The 21,748-nt window shown below is 69.4% G+C and carries 18 protein-coding genes and 1 pseudogene; 8 read left to right on the top strand and 11 right to left on the bottom strand.

Annotation, left to right across the window (positions count from 1 at the left end; all coding sequences use genetic code 11):
* Positions 1-102: 102 nt before the first annotated feature.
* The 4 genes from ACH4U7_RS49715 to ACH4U7_RS49700 form a co-directional block, all read right to left on the bottom strand.
* Positions 103-2,271, bottom strand: a complete 2,169-nt coding sequence (locus tag ACH4U7_RS49715; protein ID WP_398534369.1) for an ROK family protein — start codon at positions 2,269-2,271, stop codon at positions 103-105.
* Positions 2,264-5,191 (bottom strand): alpha-mannosidase, encoded by a 2,928-nt coding sequence (locus ACH4U7_RS49710; protein WP_398534368.1) that lies wholly within the window; start codon positions 5,189-5,191, stop codon positions 2,264-2,266. The genes ACH4U7_RS49715 and ACH4U7_RS49710 overlap by 8 nt, the downstream gene beginning before the upstream one ends.
* 329 nt (positions 5,192-5,520) lie before the next feature.
* Complete coding sequence (locus ACH4U7_RS49705) at positions 5,521-6,807, bottom strand: enolase C-terminal domain-like protein (protein WP_398534367.1); 1,287 nt, start codon at positions 6,805-6,807, stop codon at positions 5,521-5,523.
* 154 nt (positions 6,808-6,961) lie between these two features.
* On the bottom strand, positions 6,962-7,756 hold the full coding sequence (locus tag ACH4U7_RS49700) for an IclR family transcriptional regulator (protein WP_398534366.1): 795 nt from the start codon (positions 7,754-7,756) through the stop codon (positions 6,962-6,964).
* Positions 7,757-7,904: 148 nt separating this feature from the next.
* Here ACH4U7_RS49700 and ACH4U7_RS49695 point away from each other — a divergent pair, with 148 nt between their 5' ends.
* Genes ACH4U7_RS49695 through ACH4U7_RS49675 form a run of 5 tightly spaced genes read left to right on the top strand, consistent with a single transcriptional unit; the run spans position 7,905 to position 13,093 of the window.
* Complete coding sequence (locus ACH4U7_RS49695) at positions 7,905-9,296, top strand: ABC transporter substrate-binding protein (RefSeq protein WP_398534365.1); 1,392 nt, start codon at positions 7,905-7,907, stop codon at positions 9,294-9,296.
* A 26-nt stretch (positions 9,297-9,322) separates the two neighbouring features.
* Positions 9,323-10,270 (top strand): carbohydrate ABC transporter permease, encoded by a 948-nt coding sequence (locus ACH4U7_RS49690; protein ID WP_398534364.1) that lies wholly within the window; start codon positions 9,323-9,325, stop codon positions 10,268-10,270.
* The gene (locus ACH4U7_RS49685) at positions 10,267-11,145 is read left to right on the top strand and encodes a carbohydrate ABC transporter permease (protein WP_398534363.1); all 879 of its coding nucleotides are present in this window, start codon (positions 10,267-10,269) and stop codon (positions 11,143-11,145) included. Before ACH4U7_RS49690 ends, ACH4U7_RS49685 begins: the two co-directional genes overlap by 4 nt.
* Positions 11,145-11,993: an NAD-dependent epimerase/dehydratase family protein gene (locus ACH4U7_RS49680; RefSeq protein WP_398534362.1), complete on the top strand. Its 849-nt coding sequence runs from the start codon at positions 11,145-11,147 to the stop codon at positions 11,991-11,993. Before ACH4U7_RS49685 ends, ACH4U7_RS49680 begins: the two co-directional genes overlap by 1 nt.
* 5 nt (positions 11,994-11,998) lie before the next feature.
* Entirely contained in the window at positions 11,999-13,093 is a 1,095-nt protein-coding gene (locus ACH4U7_RS49675) for a glycoside hydrolase family 99 protein (protein WP_398534361.1), read from the top strand.
* A 48-nt stretch (positions 13,094-13,141) separates the two neighbouring features.
* On the opposite strand, the pseudogene ACH4U7_RS49670 reads toward ACH4U7_RS49675, so the two are convergent.
* A pseudogene (locus ACH4U7_RS49670) lies at positions 13,142-13,981 on the bottom strand (family 16 glycosylhydrolase); the annotation flags it as partial.
* A 48-nt stretch (positions 13,982-14,029) separates the two neighbouring features.
* Positions 14,030-14,575: a GNAT family N-acetyltransferase gene (locus ACH4U7_RS49665; protein WP_398534371.1), complete on the bottom strand. Its 546-nt coding sequence runs from the start codon at positions 14,573-14,575 to the stop codon at positions 14,030-14,032.
* Between the two features lie 214 nt (positions 14,576-14,789).
* Here ACH4U7_RS49665 and ACH4U7_RS49660 point away from each other — a divergent pair, with 214 nt between their 5' ends.
* Positions 14,790-15,515 carry an NADPH-dependent F420 reductase gene (locus tag ACH4U7_RS49660; RefSeq protein ID WP_398534360.1) on the top strand — a complete coding sequence of 242 codons (726 nt, stop codon included), beginning with the start codon at positions 14,790-14,792 and terminating at the stop codon, positions 15,513-15,515.
* Between the two features lie 406 nt (positions 15,516-15,921).
* On the opposite strand, the gene ACH4U7_RS49655 is transcribed toward ACH4U7_RS49660, so the two are convergent.
* The 5 genes from ACH4U7_RS49655 to sigJ all read right to left on the bottom strand — a co-directional run bounded on the left by ACH4U7_RS49655 (position 15,922) and on the right by sigJ (position 20,205).
* Positions 15,922-16,308 (bottom strand): YrdB family protein, encoded by a 387-nt coding sequence (locus tag ACH4U7_RS49655; RefSeq protein WP_398534359.1) that lies wholly within the window; start codon positions 16,306-16,308, stop codon positions 15,922-15,924.
* A gap of 311 nt (positions 16,309-16,619) precedes the next feature.
* A complete protein-coding gene (locus tag ACH4U7_RS49650) occupies positions 16,620-17,537 on the bottom strand; it encodes an NADP-dependent oxidoreductase (RefSeq protein ID WP_398534358.1) in 918 nt (305 codons plus the stop codon).
* Between the two features lie 240 nt (positions 17,538-17,777).
* Complete coding sequence (locus ACH4U7_RS49645; RefSeq protein WP_385612139.1) at positions 17,778-17,930, bottom strand: hypothetical protein; 153 nt, start codon at positions 17,928-17,930, stop codon at positions 17,778-17,780.
* A gap of 268 nt (positions 17,931-18,198) precedes the next feature.
* Entirely contained in the window at positions 18,199-19,221 is a 1,023-nt protein-coding gene (locus tag ACH4U7_RS49640) for a CehA/McbA family metallohydrolase (protein WP_398534357.1), read from the bottom strand.
* A 57-nt stretch (positions 19,222-19,278) separates the two neighbouring features.
* Entirely contained in the window at positions 19,279-20,205 is a 927-nt protein-coding gene (gene sigJ / locus ACH4U7_RS49635) for an RNA polymerase sigma factor SigJ (RefSeq protein WP_398534356.1), read from the bottom strand.
* A 218-nt stretch (positions 20,206-20,423) separates the two neighbouring features.
* Here sigJ and ACH4U7_RS49630 point away from each other — a divergent pair, with 218 nt between their 5' ends.
* Complete coding sequence (locus ACH4U7_RS49630) at positions 20,424-21,005, top strand: NADPH-dependent FMN reductase (RefSeq protein WP_398534355.1); 582 nt, start codon at positions 20,424-20,426, stop codon at positions 21,003-21,005.
* A gap of 242 nt (positions 21,006-21,247) precedes the next feature.
* Positions 21,248-21,688 (top strand): YybH family protein, encoded by a 441-nt coding sequence (locus ACH4U7_RS49625; protein WP_398534354.1) that lies wholly within the window; start codon positions 21,248-21,250, stop codon positions 21,686-21,688.
* The last annotated feature ends 60 nt before the right edge of the window (positions 21,689-21,748 follow it).

The raw sequence follows: 21,748 nt of genomic DNA, 5'->3' as shown, positions 1-21,748 counted from the left end.
GCGCCCCCCCCGCCCGCCCCCCGCCCCCCCCCCCGCCCGGCGGGGGGCGGCGGGGCGGGGGCCGGGCCGGCCCGGCTGAGGCGGGGCGCTCCCTCCCCTGCCTCAGCCCCGCTCGCGTCCCTTCAGGCGCGGGGTGAACGTGGCGTGGAACAGTGTCGACGCGGCGCCCACCGCGGCGGCTTCCGCGCTCAGCACCGAGCGCTCCACGTGGACGCGCCGCAACCGGCGGGCGGTGGGGAACTCATTGACGGCGCGCCCGATCTCCTCCAAGTAGCAGTCGGCGACGTCGTCGGTGAAGAACGGGCCGCCCAGAACGATCAGGTCGATGTCGAGAAGATCAACGAGCCCCAGGGCTCCTCGCCCGACGGCACGTGCCACTTCGCGCAGGGCGGCGGTGGCGGCCGGGTGTCCGGCCGCGGCCGCGCGCCCGACGGCGCGGTATGCCTCGGTGCTGCTGTGCTCCGTGCCGGCGGTGTGCAGGCCGAGCCGCTCGGCGAACCGCGGCACCGACACGGGCGGGTTGCACTCGGGCAGGATCTCGGGCCGTCCGTCCGCGGCGACACGGTCAAGGGCGAGCGCGCACAGCTGCCCGAACTCCCCTGCGTTCGCGCTGACTCCACGGTAGAGGTCGCCGTTGAGGTAGAGGCCGGAGCCGACGCCGGTGCCGAGATAGAGGTAGGCGAAGTCCCGGGCCCTGCGGTCGCGCCCGATCCAGCGCTCGCCCGCGGCGGCGGCGAGCGAGTCCTTCTCGATGAGGACCGGGCAGGGGAAGTGCTCCTTCAGCAGGTACAGCAGGGGCAGGTCCTGCCAGGCCCGCATCAGGGGCGGCCCGAGGACGGTGCCGGAGGCGATGTCGACCGGTCCCGGCACGGCCACGCCGACGCCGAGGAAGCCGTTGGGCTGAACGGCGCCACGCGCCTTGCCGAGCGCCTCATGGCCCACCTCGACGGCTTGCGCGACGAATTCGGCGGGGTCGATGTCGGCACTGACGGTGCGTGTGCACGTACACACGAGGGCTCCGTCGAGGTCGATCACGACGGCGGTGAGCACCTCCGGGTCGATGTGCAGGCCGAGGGCGTGCGCGGCGGAGCCGCACAGCCGAACCGGTGTGCGCGGCTTGCCGGAAGTGGCACGGCGCTGGGCGTCCTCCACGAGAAAGCCACGGTCCAGCAGCGACCGGGCGATACGGGACACGGACTGCTGGGTGAGGCCGGTCCGGTGGGCGATCTCGCCGCGGGTGACGGTGCCGACCAGGCGTACGGTCTCGATGACCACGCACTCGTTGAAGGATCCGAGGTCGAGCTGGTTGACTCCACTGAACGACGGTGCGTCCGGGGCGTGCCAACCGCCATCCGGACGGCTCTGGTGCTCGGCGACGCGCTCGCGCAGCCAGCGGACCGAGCGGCCGGCCGACTGTGCGGGGCGCTCGAGCGCCGCCACCAGGTCGAGGAAGACCCGGCGTGACGACTCGGGGTGGCTCGTGCTGTCCAGGGCGATCAGGGCATTGAGGAAGCCGCGCCAGCTCGCGCGCACAGGCAGGTCGTGGTGGCTGACGAGCGATCCGGCGGGCCGCCGCTCATCGGTCGACCACAGCGTGACGGCGTGCAGGGTGATGTCCGCGTGCAGGGCCGCCGCGTCGGCGAGGAAGGTGCTGAACTCCTCCTCAACTGCCGCGGGTTCGAGGCGCAGGGTGTCCAAGGCCCGGTCGAGTCCGGCCAGCACCTCGGCGTCGATCACGGTGACCGCGGCCGCGGGCCTCGGGACCTCCGTACGGGTGCCGACGAGCAGGACGCCGCGGTCGGCGTCGGCGTACAGGCCCATCACCCACGCATCGACGCCGAGCAGTGGCGGACGGGTAGGGATGCGGGGGACGATCGGCTGGTCCGGCATGATGTTCCAGCGGCGGCGGATCGCCGCGACCGTGGCGTGGGAGACGCCGAGTTCGCGGGCGATGGCGCGGCTCGCACCGCTGCCTCCGGGCGCGAGCAGGGTCCTGGTGACGACGTCCGCCTCGTCGACCGTGACGGGCCGTCCGGTGCGCCGGCGCTGTTCGAGCCCGGCGAGTCCGCCGCTGTACCAGCGGTGCCGCCAGGCGCCCACGGTCTGCCGGGACACGCCGAGGCGCCGTGCGATTTCCGCGTCGCGCCGGCCCTCGGCGGCCAGCAGCACGATCCGGGCGCGCAGCGCGAGGGGCCCGTCGGCCGCGGCCCAGTCGCGCAGCGTCGCCCGGGTCTGGGGCGTCAGCGTGTCGGCGTGGAGGGGATCAGGCACCGAGTGGCTCCTCGTCGGCCTGAGCCCGGCTGATCCTCAGGGTGCGGATCTCGAACGGGCGCAGTTTCAGGTGGATGTGGGGTCCGTCGTGGGCGTCCGGGACGGCGTTCTCCTCGAGCAGGTCGGTCGTGCACGCTTCGGCGACGGCGAAGTCAGCGGTGAGCGTGGTCCGCGCAGCGCTGCCGCCGGACTCGTACAGACGTACGACGACGTCTCCGCTGCGGTCCTCAGCGAGCTTCACCGTCTCCACGACGACGTCCGGGTGGTCGACGCGCACCAGCGGACGCAACGACGACGCCCCGTCCGACAGGCGCAGGGGCATGTCCAGGCGGTAGCCGTCCGCGACAGCGTCGCCGACTGTGGCGCCGGGCCGCACGGTGTGCCGGAAGCGGTGCACTCCCCGGTCGGCGTGCGGGTCAGGGCTGTGCGGGGCGCGGAGCAGGGTGTGCCGCAGCGTCGTGTCCGTACCGCCGTCGCACCGTTCGCGATGGACGACGTCGTGGCCGTGGGTGACGTCGCCGGCGAAGCCGACCGTCCACGTGGGGGCGTCGACGTGGATCCAGCGCTGCGCCGCCCGCTCCTCTCCGTCGCCCGGTGTGTGCACGGTGTGGCCGAAGGCGATGCCGCACCGCACGTGTGATGCTGGCCCGCTGAGCGGCCACGTCTGTTTGAGGGTGGTGTCGCGCTCGCGCCAGTCGACCTCGGTGTCGACCGTCAGCGAGGGCCCGCCCGCGGTCAGCGTCAGATCCTGTGTGAAGACGGAACGGCCGTTTCCGCGGCGTACCCGCACCGTGGCCACCAGCGGCCCGTTCGCGAGAAGTTCGATGTCCTGCGCGTGGATCAGGTCCCGGCGTGTCCGGTCGCTGCCGAGCGCGAGTGTGCGGGCCGGGTCGGCGACCGGCTCGTCACGGTGGAGTTCCAGTAGATTTCCGCGGCCGCCGGGGGCGATGACATCGTGACCCGTGACCGGGTCGACGAGGGAACACACGAGACCGTCGCCGTCGACGGTGACGCGCACCAGGCCGTTGTCGAGCACGCGGTGCCCCTCGCGCGTGCGGCGGACCGTGACCGGTGCCGTGCCGTCCAGTGCGATGCCCACCGGGCCGCTGCCGTGGGCGGGCGCCTCGGCGAGCATGGCACACCGCCCGTCGGGCAGCCCCTGGGCGACGGCGGCGCCCTCGACCACGCCGTCCAGCAGGACGACTTCGCGGCGGGCGAACGGTGCCGCGTTGTGCGCGGCGACGTCCCCGCCCGGCCCGAGCGCGCGGTGGACGATCCGGGTGAGTCGGCGCGCGGCCTGGTGGTGCGCGTCCTCGGCGTCCTGGCGGGCGCGGGCGACCGCGGCACCGGCGAGGACGTCGTGGCTCTGCTGGGTGAGCACAGACTCCCAGATGCGGTTGAGTGCGTCGTACGGGTAGGGAATGCCGCGCCGCACCGCTGCCGTGGCCGACCACAACTCCACCTCATGGAGCAGCACTTCGCACGTCCGGTTGCCTCGTTTGGTGCGCGCCTGGCTGCTGTACGCGCCCGCGTGGGGGGCGAGGTCGAGGGCGCCGCGCATCCTGGCGCCGACGTCCGTGTCGTGTGCGGGGTGCAAGGCGTGTGACGGCGGGCCGTCCAGGTCCGCAAGGCGGCGGGCCCGCTCCAGCGTGGCGCGGTCGGGGTTGCGCAGGGTGTGCAAGGACCGGGCAGAGGCGTCGTCGCTACCGGGGCCGGCTGCACGGCCCATGAGGCGGGTGAGCACGACGGTGCCGTCGATGCCCTCCCAGGTGAAGGTTGACCGCGACCGCGATGCGTCCCGACGGGAGACCAGCAGCCAGTGCGCGCCCGCGGCCCTGGCGATCTGTGGCAGGGCCGGCGAGACACCGGCCGCGTCGGTCAGCCAGACACCGTCGCTGTCGGCGCCGAACTCGCCGCGGAGAAAACGACGCCCGTGCACGAACTGCCGTACCAGCGACTCCGACCCGGCGAGTTCGGTGTCGCCCTGCGCCCACAGGCCGCCGACGGGCAGCGAGGCGCCGTCGGCGACCATCTTGCGCAGTCGCTCGAAGACATGCGGCTCGTGTTGTTTCATCCAGGCGTAGTGCTGCACCGCGGGCGCGACGGAGACGAATCCGGGGTACTCGTCGGCAAGCGCGGCGAGCGTGCTGAAGTCACGGGCGCAGGCACGGACCGCCTCGTGCAGGGGCACGGCGCCGAGCGGGGCGGGTGCGCTCTCTCCCACCACAAGGGCGGGGCGGCTCGACGGCTCGACGGCACGGGCGAGTTCGGGCGCGAGCGCGGCGCATGCGGCGGAGGCGGTGCGGCCGACGGCCCGCGGGTCGACGGCGTCCATCGCGCGCTCCAGGGCGTCGCGGATGCGGGCCGCGCGCGGTACGTCGTCGGTCAGCGAGCGCTGCAGTCGGTGCAGCGCCCTTATGTCGTGCGACAGCCGCCACACTGCCTCGTCGCGCACGGCGAGGTCGGCACGGCTCACCCGCAGCGGCAGGGCATCGGCTGCGGCCGCGGCGACGGAGGCCTCGACGAAGAGTCGTACGTCCTCGTCTCCATGAGCGCGCCCGGCGACGAGGACCGGGTCCGGATGCTCGGCGCCCAGTCCTTGCAGCGGCGCTCCGTACGCGTCGCGGACAAGCGCCCGCGGCCTGGCGCCTTCCCCGCCGCCCAGGTCGAGGACCGCCTCGACGCGACGGCCCGCCCAGCGCTTCGGCACGGTCGCCCGGAGCGTGAACCAGGTGGTTGACCACGGCCGCCCCCATGTGTCGCCAACGCAGAACGGTTCGTAGTCGGCGCGCAGGGCGACAGGTGCCGGCACGGGCTCGCCCGGCAGATGCCAGGCGCCGACATCGAGAGGAATGCGGAGCGGGTACAGCGCCGGTCGCAGCCTTTGGGCGAGGAATGCGGCTATGCGCTCTTCGAGCATGGGCGGTCCCCTTCGCGTCCAGCCAGTAACCGCTATGTAAAACCATGTGTGTTATCAAGTCAACGCTTCGCACCGGCTCCCTTGAATTGCAGATGAGAGCCGGGGGTATTTCTTTTGTCAGGGGACTTAGATTCCAAATCCAAGGCCGTCTGTAAAGAAAAGGATTGACGTTTCGGGTATGCGAGCACGACGAGAGCACACCCAGGGGGTGTGCTCTCGCCTCCACGCCCCGGCTTCATCTGGGGCTTGGGGCACTGTGCTCGGTGCCTTAAGTCAAATCAATGGACTTACGCTGGGCGCCGTAGAGCTCCCATGTATGCGCGACGGGTTCAGGGCCGCTGCACACTGCCGTCGGTGTTGCGCAGCAGCGCCCACCGGTCGTGGCCGAGAGGCTCGGGCACCGGGTGGCGCCGGGCCGCAGCCTCGTCGAAGTCGACGCCGTGGCCTGGCGCTCCGGAGGGCACAAACAGCCCGCCGTGTGCCACCACGGTGCCGGGGAACACCTCGTGCACCGGCTCCTTGAAGACGGCCGCCTCCTGAACGCCGAAGGCCTGGCTGCTGACGTCGAGCGCGAGGGTCGCGGCCTGGGCGACGGGGCTGACGTCCGCCGGTCCGTGCGGGGCAAGGCGGACCCCGTGCAGTTCGCACAGGGCTGCCAGCTTCCGGGCAGGAGTCAGGCCACCGAGCGTGGGGATGCGCATGCGCGCGAAATCGATGTCCGGTCCCCTCAGGAGCGCCACGAACTGCTGAAGATCGCTGAAGAGTTCACCCACGGCGAGGGGCACCGGCGAAACGGCGTGCAGCCGTGCGAAGTGCGCGGCGTCCTCGGGGGCGAGCAGGTCCTCGACGAAGTACAGGCCGATGTCCTCGACACGGCGCAGAAAGTCCGCGGCCTGGCGAGGATCGAGCCGTTCGTGCACATCGTGCAGCAATTCCACGTCGTCGCCCACGAGTTCGCGCACTCGTGCCAACACCCGGGGGACGGTACGCAGATACGCCGCGGAGTCCCACGGCACCCGGCGCTCGCGCACCGCCTGCGGATCGGCACCACCACCTGCCCCGTATGTGTCCGATCCCGGCACCGCGGCCTGGATTCGCACATGCCGGTATCCGCGCTGCCGGGCCACGCCCACCTTGTCGGCGATCTCCTCGGCGTCGGCCCCGTCGACATGGGTGTACGCTTCGGCGCCGGTGCGCACTCGGCCGCCGAACAGGGAGTGCAGCGGGACGCCCAGACGCTTCGCCTTGAGGTCCCACAGGGCGACGTCGATGCCGCCGAGGGCGTTGCCGGTCAGCGAACCGCCGCGCCAGTAGGCGCTGTTGAGGATCAGCCGGTGCAGATCTTCGATGTCGTCCGGGTCACGTCCGGTGAGCAGCGGGGCGAGGTAGTCGTCGAGGACCGAGCGGACGGCAAGAGTGCGTTGCGGATCGCTGGCGCAGCCCAGGCCGTACAGCCCCGGTTCGTTGGTCTCCACGCGGACGATGAGATGGGGGCAGCCGTGCGGGGCGGTCAGGAAGGTGCGGACGGCCGTGATGCGGATCTTGGACCCGCGCTCATCGACCCAGGGGGCCGGAGCGAGCAGGCGGGTGAGGGCGAAGGCACCAGGCTCCGTCATACGGACTCCAGCATTCGAGTAGCAGAATGACGTACTGCTATCCGAACGTATGGAGTGGGGATCCGTTTTGTCAACGGCCATACAGATATGGCACTTGAGGGCCGGGGGCGCGAGCTCCCGGCCCTCAAGCGCGCATGGCGCCGTGCGTGTGCGCTCAGTGCTGGCCTAGTCGCTTGAGGAGCATGCTCAGGGAGTGCGCCGCCTCGGTCACCGCCTGGGCCACTTCCTCGATCCGGTCGTCGCCCATCCTGCTGCGCGGCGCCGAGCAACTCACCGCGTCACCGCCGTCCGAGGACACGCCCAGCGGCACGGCGACGGACCGGATGTCCACCGCGTTCTCCCCGTCGTCCATGGCCCAGCCCCGTAGCCGCGCCTCCGCGAGTTCGGCCAGGAAGGCGTCCGGGTCGACGACGGTGTCCGGCGTGAGTTTCTCCAGCGGCCAGGTGAGCCGACGCTGCACCTCCGCCGGGTCCAGCTGCGAGAGCACGGCCTTGCCCAAAGCCGTGGCGTGCGCCGGCAGCCGATACCCCACCGCGGAGTACGTCCGCAGCGCGTGCCGTGACTCGCGCTTGGCGAGGTGGACGACGTGCGTGCCGTCGAGCCTGCCGAGATGCACCGCCTCGCCGGTCTCCTCGGCCAAGGCGTCCAGCACCGGCCCGGCCAGGCTCGCGACGTCGTCGCCGGCCAGATACGCGGTGCCGGTGAGCAGGGCCTTCAAGCCCAGGCTGTAGCGCGTGCCGGACGGGTCGACGTCCACCCAACGCCTCGCCTGCATGGTGCGCAGGATCGCGTGCAGGCTGCTCTTGGGCACGGCCATCGCGCTCGCCATTTCCGCGAGCGAGAGGCGGGCGCCGTCCCGCCCGAGGAGTTCGAGGACCTCCAGGACCCGAGCCGCGGACTTGACCTCTTCGACCTTGCGGACCCCCGCCGCGTCCGTCACCGATTCCACTGCCCCTCCGCTTCCCGCCCAGATCCCGACTGGACCGTCACCCACGCTCAATCCCGCCCTGCGTCTTGACGCTATATCACGACGAGCCTAAGTTCAGTCACTCCAACGCCATTCGGCCTTCTGAACGGTCGACCCTAGGTAGGGGTTCATGCGTATCTCAACTTCCCGCAAGGCCAAGTACGTCGCCACCGCCGTGGCCACCGCGCTGTCACTCAGCGCCCTGACGGCTTGCGGCGACAGCGGCTCCGGTGACTCGGACGCCAAGAGCCTCACGATGTGGACCTTCAAGCAGTCCCACGTCAAGGCTCTGCGCAACGCCGCCAAGGAGTTCAAGAACGAGACCGGCATCTCCGTCAGCATCGAGGTCTTCACCCCTGAAGAGGCCTATATGACCAAGGTGCAGAGCGCCGCCAAGACCGGCGATCTGCCCGACGTCCTCGAGGTGCACTCCGACGGCGAGGACCGCGTCCTCGGCGCGGCCGGCATCGCCGCAGACCTGCGCGACGACTACAAGGGCGACTGGCTCGACGCGATCCAGCACTCCGTACACGAATCCGGCCTCATCACGCCCGAGCGCTTCAAGAAGTCCCAGAACAAGAAGTCCTCGGACAACGGCATCAAAGAGGGCGCGCGCTACAGCGTCCCGCTGACCATCGGCACGTTCGGCATCGTCTACGCGAACAAGCAGAAACTGGCCGACGCCGGGATCACGCGGCCCCCGAAGACCTGGGAGGACCTGATCTCCGCCCTCAGGGCGACGACGAAGAAGGACCCGAAGAACGGCGGCCTCACCACAGGACTCAAGGCCAAAGGCCCAGGCCTCAACTGGATACTCCAGCCGCTCGCCTTCGCCCAGCTCGGCAAGAAGAGCTACGAGGACCTGTGGGGCAAGGACAAGAGCGCCGACTTCGGCTCGCCGAACGGCGTCAAGGTGCTCTCCCAGTACAACCAGCTCACCCCGTACTGGACGCCCGGCACCCAGTCGCTCGACGTCGACCAGGCGGACCAGACCTTCGCCCAGGGCAAGGCGGCGTTCGATGTCGGCGGCACGTTCACCCTCGCCTTCCTGCAGCAGAGCGGCATGAACCCGGACGACGTCTACGCCTTCGGCCTGCCCGCCCCCAAGAGCAGTGCGGTCCCCGACCGGGCGCTGGCCCCGATGGCGCTCACCGGCATCACCCTCAGCTCGGCGAGCAGGCAGCCGGACAACGCCAAGAAGTGGATGCGGTTCCTGGCCGGCAAGAAGGTCGCCGCCCAGTTCGCGCAGGACGCCACCGACCTGCCGGCCACGGACCTCGGCGCCGACACCGCAAAGGCGCTCGGCCCGACGCTCAACTCCATGCTCCAGAGCTTCAAGGGCACGCCCGAGACGACGTACGACGCCAACCTCAACCAGAACTTCCAGTCCCCCGGCTACGAGCAGAACGACGTCGGCGACATCCTCGCCGACATGTCCCCGCTCAAGCGCGCTTCCGTCGAATCAACCGCACGCAAGATCAGCAATCTGAACCAGTCGTACTGGAAGGCAGCCGACCAGTGACGCTCCAGCCCACGCTCCCCGCGAGGGTGGAGAAGGATCGCACCGCGGTGCCCAGGAGCGGGCCCTCACGGTGCAAGGACCACCGGTACGAGGCGCTCACGGGCTACCTGTTCGTCGCGCCGGCCGTCGTGCTGTTCCTGGTGATGGGCCTGTACACGGTCGGCTACGGATTCACGCTGTCCTTCGCCAAGTGGAACGGCTTCGCCCCCAACTGGGAGTGGGTCGGCCTCGACAACTACAAGGACCTGTTGTGGCGCGACCCCGTGTACGCGCCCCGCGTCCGGCACGCCGCCGCCAACACGATCTGGGTGATGGTCGCGGCCCCCGCGCTGACCGTTGTCGTCTCGTTTCCGCTCGCGGTGCTCCTCAACCAGGTCAAGCAGTTCCAGGGCGTTCTGCGCTCGGTTTACTTCCTGCCGTACGTCACCAGCGGCGTCGCGGTGTTCTTCGCCTGGCAGTACATCCTCCAGCCCGACGGAGCCATCAACTCCCTGCTCAGCGGTCTGGGTCTGGGCTCGCTGCAGCAACCGCAGGGCTGGCTCGGCGATCCCTCCACAGCCATGCCCACCATGATCGTGATCACCGTGTGGGGCCATGTCCCCGTGGCGATGCTGCTGTACCTGACGGGTCTGCAGGGCATCGACCGCAGCATCCTCGAAGCCTCCGAACTGGACGGCGCGGGCTGGTGGCGCACCAACATGTCCGTGGTGTGGCCACTGGTCAGGCCGATCACCGCGATCGTCCTGCTGCTGAATCTGCGCGAGGCGCTCCAAGGGTTCCAGACATTCCTCGTGATGACCAACGGAGGCCCCGGAGACCACACCAATGTCCTCGGTCTGGAGGCCTACCGGCTGGCCTTCCTCAAAAACCTCTCTCCCACCCTCGGCCTGGCAAGTGCCCTGGGCTGGCTCCTGTTCGCGGCCGCCCTCGTCCTCGCCCTGATCAACCTGCGAGCGCTGCGGAGCAAGACATGACAACGATATCAACGGCCCGGCCCCGTCCGGTCCGCCCCGCCCGACGAGCGCCGTCCGGCCGCTCGTCGGCCCGGATCGTCGTGGGCGTGCTGCTCACCCTGTACGCGCTGGTCAGCGTCTACCCGTTCCTGTGGATGGTGTCGACGGCGTTCAAGGACCAGGTCGAGGTGGTGCGCGGTGGTCATCTGATCCCGGACCACCCCACGCTCCAGACCCTGGTCGACACCTGGAACGAGCTGCACTTCTTCGACTTCTTCGTCAACAGCGTCCTGGTGACGCTGTACACCGTCGTGCTGACGGTGGTGTTCTACGCGGCGGCCGGCTACGCGTTCGCGGTGCTGCGCTTCCCCGGGCGCGGTGCGCTGCAGAAGCTTTTCGTCTCGCTGCTGTTCGTGCCAGGTGTGACGGTGATGCTGCCGATCGTCCTCCTGGAGAACAAAATGGGCATCCTCGGCACGCACTGGGGGCTGGTGCTTCCGTTCGTGAACGGCGGGGCACCCCTGTCGATCCTGCTCATGACCGGCGCGTTCTCCGCGGTCCCCACGGAGCTGCGCGACTCCGCGCGGGTCGACGGCGCCGGTGAGCTGCGCATTTTCACACAGGTCCATCTGCCGCTCGTTCGGCCCGCGTTGATCACCGTCGCCCTGCTCACAGCCATCCCCACCTGGAACGAGTACCTGCTGACCCGTGTGTCGCTCAACGATCCGTCCCAGTACACCCTGCCCCTCGGTCTGCAGGTGCTCTCCTCCGAGAACGTGCCGCACTACAACAACCTGATGGCGGGCGCCCTCATCGTGGTGGTCCCCGTGGTCCTCCTCTTCCTGAGCCTCCAGAAGTACTTCGTCAACGGCCTGGTCGGGGCGGTGAAGGGCTGATGCGTGTCCTGATCACCGGCGCCGCGGGACACATCGGCATCCATGCCACCCGCGAACTGGTCGCCGCAGGGCACGAGTTGACTCTCACCGACCGCGTGCCGTTAGACGCCCCGACCGGTACCCGTGTCCTGATCGGCGATCTTCGGGACACCGACCTCGTCCGCAAGGCGGTGGACGGCGCGGAGGCCGTCGTCCACCTCGGGGCGATCCCCCACCCGAACGTCGAGGATGACAGCGCCCTGTTCGCCACCAACTGCCTCACGGCCCACCGCGTCCTCGACGAGGCCGGACGGGCGGGAGCCCACCGCATCGTGGCGGCGTCCAGCCTGGCAGCCGTCGGTCTCGCCTGGTCACCGGCCCCCGTCTCACCCCGCTACGTCCCCCTGGACGAGGAGCACCCGACGCTCGTACGCGATCCGTACGGCCTGTCCAAAGTCGTCCTGGAGGAGACGGCCCGCAGCACACACCGACGCTGGGGCACGGACATCGTCTGTCTGCGCTTCCCCTTCACCGGGACCGGTCAGCGACTCACGGACCAACTGGCCCACGTCGCGGCTGATCCCAGCGCCCACCGGCACGACCTGTGGGCCTGGCTCGACACCCGGGACGCGGCCGCCGTGATCCGCCGTGCCCTGACTGCCACCGTCACCGGCTGCCACGTCCTCAACGTCGCGGCAGCCGACACATCATCACCGCTGGCCACCGACGAACTGTTCCACCAACACCACCCGGGCGTACCGGCGTTCGAGCCGCTGCCCGGCCGCACCTCTCTGATCGACACCAAGGCGTGCGCGGACCTGCTCGGCTTCACCCCGCGCCATTCCCGTCCATCCGTCCAAGGAGAGTGACCCGGATGACCGCACATCCCAGACCTCTGTCCCGGCGAGGATTCCTCGCCGCCGGCGCCGCTGCGACCACAGCCGTGGCAGCGGGTACCGGCAGCGCCACAGCCGCCCCGGCACACAAGCCATCCGCACGCGCCCACATCTTCTACTACCCCTGGTACGGGAACCCTCAGGGGTACGGCGAGTGGCGGCACTGGCAGCAGGGCGAGCTGACCCCGCCCGAGGCGATCAGCTCGGACTACTACCCTGTGCTCGGCCCCTACGACTCCGGTGACCGGCGCGGCGCCGTCGACCGGCACATGCGCTGGCTACGGCAGGCCGGCACCGGCGTGCTGGTCAGCAGTTGGTGGGGGCAGGGCAGTTACGAGGACCGGATGGCACCGGTGGTCCTCGACGCCGCGGCCGCCGCCGGGCTCCAGGTGGCCTGGCACATCGAGCCGTACGAGGGTCGCGACGCCGCCTCGGTGGTCGCCGACATCCGTTATCTCACCGAGCACTACGGCGACCACCCGGCCTTCCACCGCGACGCGGAACGCGGCGGGCGGTGCGCCTACTACGTCTTCAACAGCCTTCTGACGGTGGACTGGTCGCCGCTCCACGAGGTCGACGACCGGGCGATCGTGATGGCCCAGACCTGGGACCTGTCCCGTATCGGGGACTTCGGCGGCGTGTACACGTACGACGCGATCGCCACGGCCAACAAGCCGGACTGGTCGCAGGTCGCCGCCTTCTGTGCGGAGCGCGGCATGGTGTGGGCGCCGTCGCTCGGCCCCGGTTACATCGACGACCGGGCCGTCCCCGGCAACACGACACCGACCCTGGACCGGGCGCAGGGACGGACGTACGACCTGGAATGGGAGTATGCCCTGTCCACCGGGGACTCGGGCGGCGTCCCGGACTGGGTGAGCATCACCTCGTTCAACGAATGGCACGAGGGCACCCAGATCGAACCGGCCACCGCCGACACTCCCGGCGCTCTCGACTACCTCTCGTACGAGGGTGCCTACGGCCGCACGGGCGCCCGCGCGCAGACGGCCTACCTGGACCGCACGGCGTACTGGGTCGCCCGCTTCGAGGCCGCCCACGCGCGGCGGCGGGACTGACGCGGCGTTGCCGGTGCCCGGGACGCTGCGCCCCGGGCACCGGGGGGCTCACCTCTTCTGCTCGACCCGGACCCAGTCGACCTCCGCCTGCACTCCCCCGGCGGCGATCTTGTCGACGCCGGACTGCGGCAAACCCCAGTAGGGGGTGGTCACCTGGTTCCAGCCGGCCGGGTAGGCGCCGTCGAGGGCGAGGTTCAGGATGACGTACTGGTTGCGGTCGAAGACCCATCGGCCTCGCGTGGACTCCAGCTTGTTGCGGGTCGTCTCCTGCACCAACCGGTCGTCGACGTAGAACCGCATGGTCGTCGGCGTCTACTCCACGGCGTATGTGTGCCACTGGTCGGCGCGGCCGCCACTCGGGTAGATCTGGCATGCGCCGATGTTTATACGGGCGTTGACCCGGCCGTAGGTGAAGTCGAACTTAGTGTTGGTGTCGATGCGTCCCGAGGTGAAGTCGTAGGTGCCCCCGCCCGCCTTGGTGCAGCCCTTGCAGTACTTCGCCCGCAGGATCAGGTTCCCTCCCTCCGTGCGGATGTTGTCGGCGGAGTCGACGTACGCCTGCGACTCACCGTTGACGGAGCCCATCTCGGTGCCGGTCCTGACCACTCGCCACTTGGAGCGGTCGAGAGAGGCGCCGGTGAAGTCGTCGAAGAACGATGTCTGGTACGTGCCGGACTGCTCGCCGGGCAGCGCCGGGTACGCGGCGGCGGCGCTGCCGCCGGTGCCCCATGCCTGGAACTCGTACAGCGAGTAGCCGAACTGGGCGGTGGCCGGTGCCGGGTTGAAGAAGGAGCGCCGTTCCTTGCCCAGCATCCGTACATAACGGCCGGTCGCGGGCTGGGACAGTCTGAGGCTGTCGTGGCTGCCGGTGGCCTCGGCCGGGGACCAGGCCGCCAGCTGCGTCGCAGCGGGTCGGCATCAGTGTGAACGGCGCCTTCAGAGCCCCGCCTCTGTGCCGCCATCGTCGGCCGGTGAGTGCGTCGGGGGAAGCTCCCACCTGATCTCCCCTTCGTGCCAGTGTCCGGTTGGAGCGAGACCGACAGCAGTGGCAACAGCAGCAGATGCATGATGATCCGGATGAATGTGGGCGCAGATCCCCTGCACGTCTTGCTCCTGCAACCACGCAACCAGTCCTCGTGCCGCCTCGGTAGCGATGCCGCGCCCTTGCCACGCAGTCCCGACCACCCAGGCAACCTCGGCCGCACACCCACGCCCAGCAGCGGTGATCGTTGCCTGCACCGTCCCGGTCAGGCAGTTCTCCTCGCGAAGCCGGACCACCCAGTTCCACCACGTCACGGAAGGTTCGGGTGAGCCGGCCACCAAGCGCTCGTACCGTGCCCGCAATGCCTGCGGAGAGTGCGGGGCACCGCCGATGAAGACATGCAGAGCGGGGTCGGAGAGCACCTCGGCCATCTCGTCCGCGTGCTCGACAGCGAGCGGCACGAGGCTCAGCCTGCCAGTCTCGACAACCCCGATCTCCATGGCGTCCACGCCGTCTCCTGTCCAACCGCTCCCCTGCCAGTGCCCACACAGGATGGCAGGTTCTGGTAGGGGGGCCCGCAGGTGCGGCCGTAGCCAGCATCCGTCACGGTCGCTGACCCCGCCACGGCAGCGATCTGAACACATCAGCGACGAACTCCGACATCGGTGCAGAGCACGGACGGAATACGCACGGATCCCCACTGGTTGGCCCGGCGTGGCTACCTTAGGATTCATCGGCAGTGGACGGATGGGCAGCACTCTCGCGCGGCTGGCCGTGAATGGCGGACTCGACATCGTGCTCAGCAACTCGCGCGGCCCACAGACGCTGGCCAACCTGGTCGCGGAGCTCGGCCCCCGTGCCCGGGCGGCGACCGCGGCGGAAGCCGCCGCAGCAGGCGACTGGGTGGTGGTGACCGTCCCGTTCAAGGCGTACGACTCCTTGCCGCGCGAACCTCTCGCGAGCAAGACGGTCATCGACACCAGCAACTACTCCCCGCAGCGCGACGGCGGAATCGAGGCCTTGGACGACGGCTCGACCACGAGCAGCGAACTGCTCCAGCAGTACCTCGGTGAATCGGCGTACGTCGTGAAGGCGTTCAACAACATCCACCACCAACACCTCGCCGTACTGAACAGGCCGGCAGGCGCCGAGGACCGCACCGCGCTCCCCATCGCCGGGGACAACACCGAGGCGAAGCGGCACGCGACCGAGCTGCTCGACATTCTCGGATACGACACCGTCGACGCGGGACCACTCGCGCAGGGCAGGCGGTTCGCACCGGGCACGCCCGCATACGGCGCTCCCTACACGGAGCTGCCCAGCGAGTCGTTCGGCTCCCTGGCGGCCGGCTCCGCCCCGGCCGGGTTCCTCTCCCTCAAGGCAGGTTCGGCTTCGGCCGCCGAGATACGAGCGCTCCTGGCGAAGGCACAAAACGGATAGGGCGTCCGGTTCGCTCACCCGGGACGTGTGACTGTCCGGCTCACCAGCTCGGAAACGCCGCAGACAACGGGACGTGTTCGAGCGGCGCACCGCCAGCGACGAGGCGATGGCCTACTGGTCGATGATGCTGTTCATGAACCGCCGCCTGGCCCGGACACCCTCTTCGCGAGCGCCGATCGCCTTGAGGTGCGGCTTCGGCTTCCCTGTATCCCCAGGTGCCGACTGCGCGTCCGTGTCCCGCGGCTCCTCGGTGACGGCAACCGTCCAGCGGGCGACTCAACCGCCTCTCTGGCTGGTCGCTGAACCACTTCAGCCTGACCGATCCGGCAACTGCGAGCAGTACGACGAGCACGGGCGTCGCGCTCGCCGCCCCGGCCGGGCAAGGGTTCGACAGGAGCGTTGCGGGTCAGTGGCTGAGCAGCCAGCCGACACGATCGTAGGCGAGGATCTGGTAAGCCACCATGACCGCGAGCAGCCACCGAGCCGCACGCCGTAGGCCGGCGAAGTGGAGGGCGGCCACCGCGCCGAAGAACACAGCGAGTTCGAGGAGCAACCGCGCCGGACCCGGTGTGTGAATGTCGCTCTCGCCGGACCGGGACGGGTCGTCCGGCACAGTGAAGGTCCCCCACGCCCAGCCCGCGGCGACGGGGAGCACGACGACCACAGCCCAGCGCCAGGGCGGAGGCACGCGACGCCATGCCCAGAGCGTCACGCAGGCCAGCGAGACCAGTTCGAGCAGGAAACGGACGGCGAGCATGGCGTCGTTGTTGGCGAGGGCCAGTGTGACGTTCATCTGGCCGCCTCCCAGCGGTCCGCCTCGGCCGCCGGCCGGAGAGCGACCTGCCGGTGCCGCTGATGGGGCGTGGTGCCAGATGCACCGCCGTGGAAGACGTAGAAGACCCGGTCATGTAGCAAATGTGATGCGACAGGCACGGCTGCCACTTTCGTAGGAGGAACGGTAGGGCATCGGTCAGGGTGAGCGATCCAGTTGGCGGCGGCCCCGTCGGCTGGCGCCGCTGCTGCCGGCAGGACAGTACCTGAGGTGTCCCACACTTATGTGTTGGTGCGGTGTGCCTGCTCGATGGTCGCCTCGGGCAGCCGGGGCTACGGACGGAGCACGATCTTGCCGTGGGTGTGCCCCTGCTCCAGCTCGCGGAACGCGTCTCGTACCTGCTCCAGCGGGTAGGTACGGGCGATCGGCACTTCAAGCTCCCCGCGCGCGGCGAGCCGGGCGAGCTCGCCGACCACGACCGCGCACGCCGCCGAGCCTTCTCCGTAGGTCCGCGCACCCACCTTGGCCGCGGCCTGCCAATCGCGGATCGTGTTGATCCGCTCGGGCCGCACACTCAACTCCACTGCCAGCTCGACATAGCCGTCGCCGACCGTGTCGATGAACGCGTCGACGTTCCCGCCGCCGGCCTGCCGGATCCGCTCGGCCGCGCCTTCCCCGTACGCGACCGGGACGACACCACGATCCTTCAACCAGGCGTGGTTTCGCTCGCTCGCCAGCCCGATCACCGTGGCGCCGCGCCGCCGCGCGAGTTGCACGGCGAGCGACCCGACACCGCCCGCCGCACCGGACACGACGACGGTGTCGGCCGGTCCGGGATCCACCGCGAACACGGTGGCGTATGCGGTCGTGCCGGCCACGTACAACGACCCGGCCACGTCCCAGGACAGCCCCTCCGGACGGGAGACCACATTCACGTCGTCGACCACGACGAACTCCGCGTGGCTGGCTCTGCTGTGGGTGAAGCCCAGGACCTCATCGCCCACCGCGAAGCCGCGCACCTGCGGGCCGACCTCCACCACGACGCCGGCCAGATCGCTGCCCTGCCCCGAGGGGAACATCGCCGGCCAGCGGTCGTGCCGCGCGCCCTTGCGGATCATCACCTCGCCAGGCTGGATCCCGGCCGCGCGGACCTCGATCAGCATCTGCCCGGGGCCGGGCACCGGGCGCTCCACCTCCTCCACCCGCAGCACATCGATCTCGCCGTACTCGTGGAACCGCACTGCTTTCATGGCGCAATCACCGCATTCCCTCGTTCGGATAAGCCTTGGACGGCCACACGCCGGATGCCACACTTCGACCGTGCCCTCGCGTTCAACGGCTCAGGAACGGACGTGTCTTCCCAGGAAGTGCCGCCGACAGCGGTGACGTCCGCGCCGATGTCGGCCCCGCCGACAACCCCCCGAGTCGGGAGACGGCGGGCACACTCCGGCGATAGGGCACGCTGCCGACTTCACATCACCCATGGTTGGTCAGCGGTCCTTCAGCAGGAGCTGTAGCAGCGTCACGACCCCTACGCCGACCAGAAGTGCCGTGCCCAGTGGGGGATGCTCGAACGCGACATACACGGTGACGGCTCCCACCAGCAGCAACAGTGCCGTCCGCTGATTCATCTGGCCATCCATCTGCAAGCACCCTCCCGAACATGCGGTCCGCCTCCGGTTGCGGCGATACCGGTCGATGGAGAGAGAGCGCAAACGGCTGGAGCATTGCACGGGTTTCCCGCACCAAATTCGTGATGTACATCACACACGCTCCTTTGGCGCGGCAAAGAGGGCATGCCCTACCGGCCTCCGCCAAGCGGGCCGAACCTGCCACAGTGCCGCGGCCCCCTTCAGCGGAAACGGTGCAGACTGCGATCAGCAGGTGAGTGATGATTCGACCGTCCGCTGTTCAGGCCAAGATGACCGGGTTGCTCAGCGCTGCCATGTGCCCCTTCACGTCGCGGACCTCGGTGCGAACGAACGCCGATTCCTCAGCGCTGATCTGCCACTCCACCGTGCCCGAACCCGTGTCAGGCAATGTTTCGCTGCACACCTTTCCCCTCTCGGTGTGGAGGCTGACAGTGCCGCAGGGCACGCCACGTACGTCAACTCGCACCACGGCCGGCTCATCGCCGCTCTTCAGCCGCTCACCGATCCCAGCGCTACGGTCACCGGCGGAGACTACGAAAGACAGCCCGACGGCGTGCGATGCGGCGATCCAGCTATGGCCGGCGCGGATACCGTCGAGGATCGCCTCAGCACTCAGCTCGTCGGCCAGCACAACGGTGTGCGGGGTGCCGATCTGGCCCTCCAGGTGGGTGTCACTGTTGCCTATCGCAGGCCGCCACCGTCCCTGGTCGATTTCCGCGGCGAGGCTGCGCCCCCACTCGGCCAGGGCCGCCTCATTGTCCGCCTGCCACGGCACATCCGAACGCCACGGCCCGTTCCACACCTCAACCAGGTCGAAGCCCCGGTACGGATACATGAACGTGCCCGACGCGTACGGGACGTGCGGATGAGCTGCCACACAGAGCCCACCCGCCCGATGAACCTCCTCCAGATGCCCGTCGACCCTGTCGTCCCGCACCCCATAGCGCCAGTCGACCACCTGCTCCGGGCGGACACCCAACGCTAGCCAATGTCCGGTCCGCGTGACGACCTCTTGCCCCAAGATCACCAGCAGATCGTTGCCGACGTGCCGACTCCAGGCGCCATGTGTCTCAGCAGAGTTGTGCTCGGTGGTCGCGAGGAAATCGAGCCCCGCCGCACGCGCACCTGTCGCAAGTTCCGCGGGCGTCAGCTCGCCGCCGTGCGAGGCCACCGAATGCACATGGCAGTCACCTCGATACCAGCCACGCCCCCGGTCGGCCACCCGCCGCAACGGGAACTGAGACACCGGAAGACACTTCCCCGCTTCGTCACCCATCGTCATTCCAGCAACCTAAGGCGCCGCCGGGAGGTCGTGGCCATCGCGGGCGGGCAGCGCGGATCAGGCTGCCGTCCACGGGCGAAGCTTGTCGGGGTTGCGGACGGCCCAGATGTGTGTGATCCGGTCGTGTGCGATGTCGAATGCGTACACCGCCACGATGACGCCCTCTTGCTGGATCGTGAGGCCGGGCTGACCGTTGACCGTGCGTTCCAGGATCATCCGGTTGTCGGGAGCCCTGCCTGCGATGTCGACGATGTAGTGGGCGATCCTTTCGCCGCCTTCGATCGGGCGGAGTGCGGCCCTGACCAGGCCGCCGCCGTCTGCGGTGAGGGTGGCGCCGGGGTCGAGCAGGCCGATGAGGGTGCGGATGTCCTTGGCCTCCCATGCCTGTTTGAAGTTTCTGACCAGGCCGGCCTGGTGGGCGGCCGGGGTCGCTTGCGGTCGGGAGGTGCGGAGGCGGCGGCGGGCTTGGGAGGCCAGCTCGCGGCATGCTGCCGGGGTGCGGCCGGTGATCTCGGCGATTTCGGCGAAGGAGTAGCGGAAGACATCGTGCAGGATGAGCGCCACGCGTTGGGCCGGGGTCATCGATTCGAGTGCGATGAGGAAGGCCATGCTGACCGACTCGTCCATGGTGACCCGGTCGGCCGGGTCGGCCGTGGCGCCGCTGGTCCACTCGGTTCGGCCGGGTAGCGGCTCGGGGATCCATTCGCCTACGTAAGCCTCGCGTCGGGCCCGTGCCGAGCCCAGCAGGTCCAGGCAGATGCGGGTGGCGACCGTGGTCAGCCAGGCGCCGGGCGAAGCGATGGCGTCCCGCTGCTGCGGGGACATGGCGTACCAGCGAGTATAGGTCTCCTGGACGGCGTCCTCGGCCTCGGCCAGGGAGCCCAGCAGCCGGTAGGCGAGATTGATCAGTTGACTCCGCTCGCTGATGATCGCGCTCAGGCCCGTGTCGGACCGGTCGTGTCCCGGCCCCGCGTGGTTGGTCATGACTCCGGAGTCTCCCTGGTTCGGATCTGCCATCACCAGTACGACGAGATAGCCCGCCGGAATGTCAGGCTGCCGCGCCTCAACCTGACATTCCGGCGGGTCATCTCGTCGTACCACTCGAAGGAGCTCACCATCCATGCGCGGATCGCCCGGGCCGAGCCCCGACAGCGGAAGGTTCAGCGCACCAGCACCAGCACCAGCACCAGGACAGGAGAACGATGATCAAGATCGGAATCATCCTCGGCAGCACCCGCCCCGGCCGCAAGGGCGAACAGGTCGCCCAGTGGGTCCACGGGGCGGCAGCGCGCCGCACGGACGCCGAGTTCGAGGTGATCGACCTGCTCGACCATCCGCTGCCACACCTGGACGAGTCGGCGCCGGCGGTGTCACCGGGTCGGCATCAGCACGAGCACACCACGGCCTGGGCCGACGTCATCGCCACGTTCGACGGGTTCGTGATGGTCACCCCGGAGTACAACCACTCCATCCCCGCGGTGCTCAAGAACGCCATCGACTATCTGCACGCGGAGTGGAACAACAAGGCCGTCGGCTTCGTCTCCTACGGCGGCGTGGGCGGCGCCCGCGCGGTGGAGCAGCTGCGGCTGATCTGCGGGGCGTTGCAGATGGCCGACGTGGCGCCGCAGGTCACCCTGTCGCTGCGGACCGAGTTCGAGAACTTCGCCACGTTCAAACCGGGCGACCACAGCGCCACCGCCCTGGACACGCTGCTGGACCAGGTCGTCGCCTGGAGCACCGCTCTCGCGCCGCTGCGCGCGACTTCCCCGGTCACGGTCGCCTGAACCCCCGAGCCAGAGCCCGACCCCGGCACAGCGAGTTGAGCCGCTGAGGCCGCCCCCGGCTACCCCGGCCCGATCCCGTTTCCAGGGGAATTGATTGCGGCCAGCTTGCTGGAACGGAGGATGCAGTGCACTCGGACGATTCCGAAGTCAGCACGGCGGCCGCGGGCCTGACATCCCGGGCCGCTGTGTCGTCGTACTAGTGAGAAGCCGAGATTCCACACCGATTGGAAGGGATTGTCGCGATGTCTACGCAACACGAGGTCGACGAAGCCAAGATTCGGCAGCAGATCGACAGCATTGTGGAAGGGATCCGAGCCAAGGATCTCGAGGGTTTGAAGCAGCTCTACGCGGCGGACGTCGTGTCCTTCGATGTCGAGCCGCCGCTGCAGCATGTAGGGGTAGAGGCGAAGTTGAAGAACTGGGCGAGGGCGTTCACGTTCTTCCAGGATGTGCGTTACGAGGTTCGCGACCTGGCTGTCACCGTGGGCGGTGATGTGGCATTCGGGCACTGCTTCGGTCGGCTCAGCGGCACGTTGAAGAACGGGACGGCAATAAGCGGTATGTGGGTCCGGGCCACTTTCTGCTTCCAGAAGATCGACGGCAATTGGTTGATCGGGCACGACCACGTTTCTGTGCCGTTCGATATGGCGAGCGGCAAAGGAGTGGCCGACCTCGAGCCCTGACGAGCCCCAGAAGTTCGGGGCCTCGCCCAGCGGCGCTGCTCGTTGAGCCCCTGACCTGGC

This window comes from Streptomyces sp. NPDC020845 (assembly GCF_044334165.1).
In the GTDB taxonomy this organism is placed as follows: domain Bacteria; phylum Actinomycetota; class Actinomycetes; order Streptomycetales; family Streptomycetaceae; genus Streptomyces.
Note: the sequence above shows the minus strand (reverse complement) of the source record. Positions and strands in the feature narration are given on the sequence as shown.

Coding starts and splice junctions, on each gene's coding strand:
- ACH4U7_RS49710 (WP_398534368.1), bottom strand. CDS start 5,191: ATGCTCGAAGAGCGCATAGCCGCATTCCTCGCCCAAAGGCTGCGACCG.
- ACH4U7_RS49705 (WP_398534367.1), bottom strand. CDS start 6,807: ATGACGGAGCCTGGTGCCTTCGCCCTCACCCGCCTGCTCGCTCCGGCC.
- ACH4U7_RS49695 (WP_398534365.1), top strand. CDS start 7,905: ATGCGTATCTCAACTTCCCGCAAGGCCAAGTACGTCGCCACCGCCGTG.
- ACH4U7_RS49685 (WP_398534363.1), top strand. CDS start 10,267: ATGACAACGATATCAACGGCCCGGCCCCGTCCGGTCCGCCCCGCCCGA.
- ACH4U7_RS49680 (WP_398534362.1), top strand. CDS start 11,145: ATGCGTGTCCTGATCACCGGCGCCGCGGGACACATCGGCATCCATGCC.
- ACH4U7_RS49675 (WP_398534361.1), top strand. CDS start 11,999: ATGACCGCACATCCCAGACCTCTGTCCCGGCGAGGATTCCTCGCCGCC.
- ACH4U7_RS49665 (WP_398534371.1), bottom strand. CDS start 14,575: ATGGAGATCGGGGTTGTCGAGACTGGCAGGCTGAGCCTCGTGCCGCTC.
- ACH4U7_RS49655 (WP_398534359.1), bottom strand. CDS start 16,308: ATGAACGTCACACTGGCCCTCGCCAACAACGACGCCATGCTCGCCGTC.
- ACH4U7_RS49650 (WP_398534358.1), bottom strand. CDS start 17,537: ATGAAAGCAGTGCGGTTCCACGAGTACGGCGAGATCGATGTGCTGCGG.
- ACH4U7_RS49645 (WP_385612139.1), bottom strand. CDS start 17,930: ATGGATGGCCAGATGAATCAGCGGACGGCACTGTTGCTGCTGGTGGGA.
- ACH4U7_RS49640 (WP_398534357.1), bottom strand. CDS start 19,221: ATGACGATGGGTGACGAAGCGGGGAAGTGTCTTCCGGTGTCTCAGTTC.
- sigJ (WP_398534356.1), bottom strand. CDS start 20,205: ATGACCAACCACGCGGGGCCGGGACACGACCGGTCCGACACGGGCCTG.
- ACH4U7_RS49630 (WP_398534355.1), top strand. CDS start 20,424: ATGATCAAGATCGGAATCATCCTCGGCAGCACCCGCCCCGGCCGCAAG.
- ACH4U7_RS49625 (WP_398534354.1), top strand. CDS start 21,248: ATGTCTACGCAACACGAGGTCGACGAAGCCAAGATTCGGCAGCAGATC.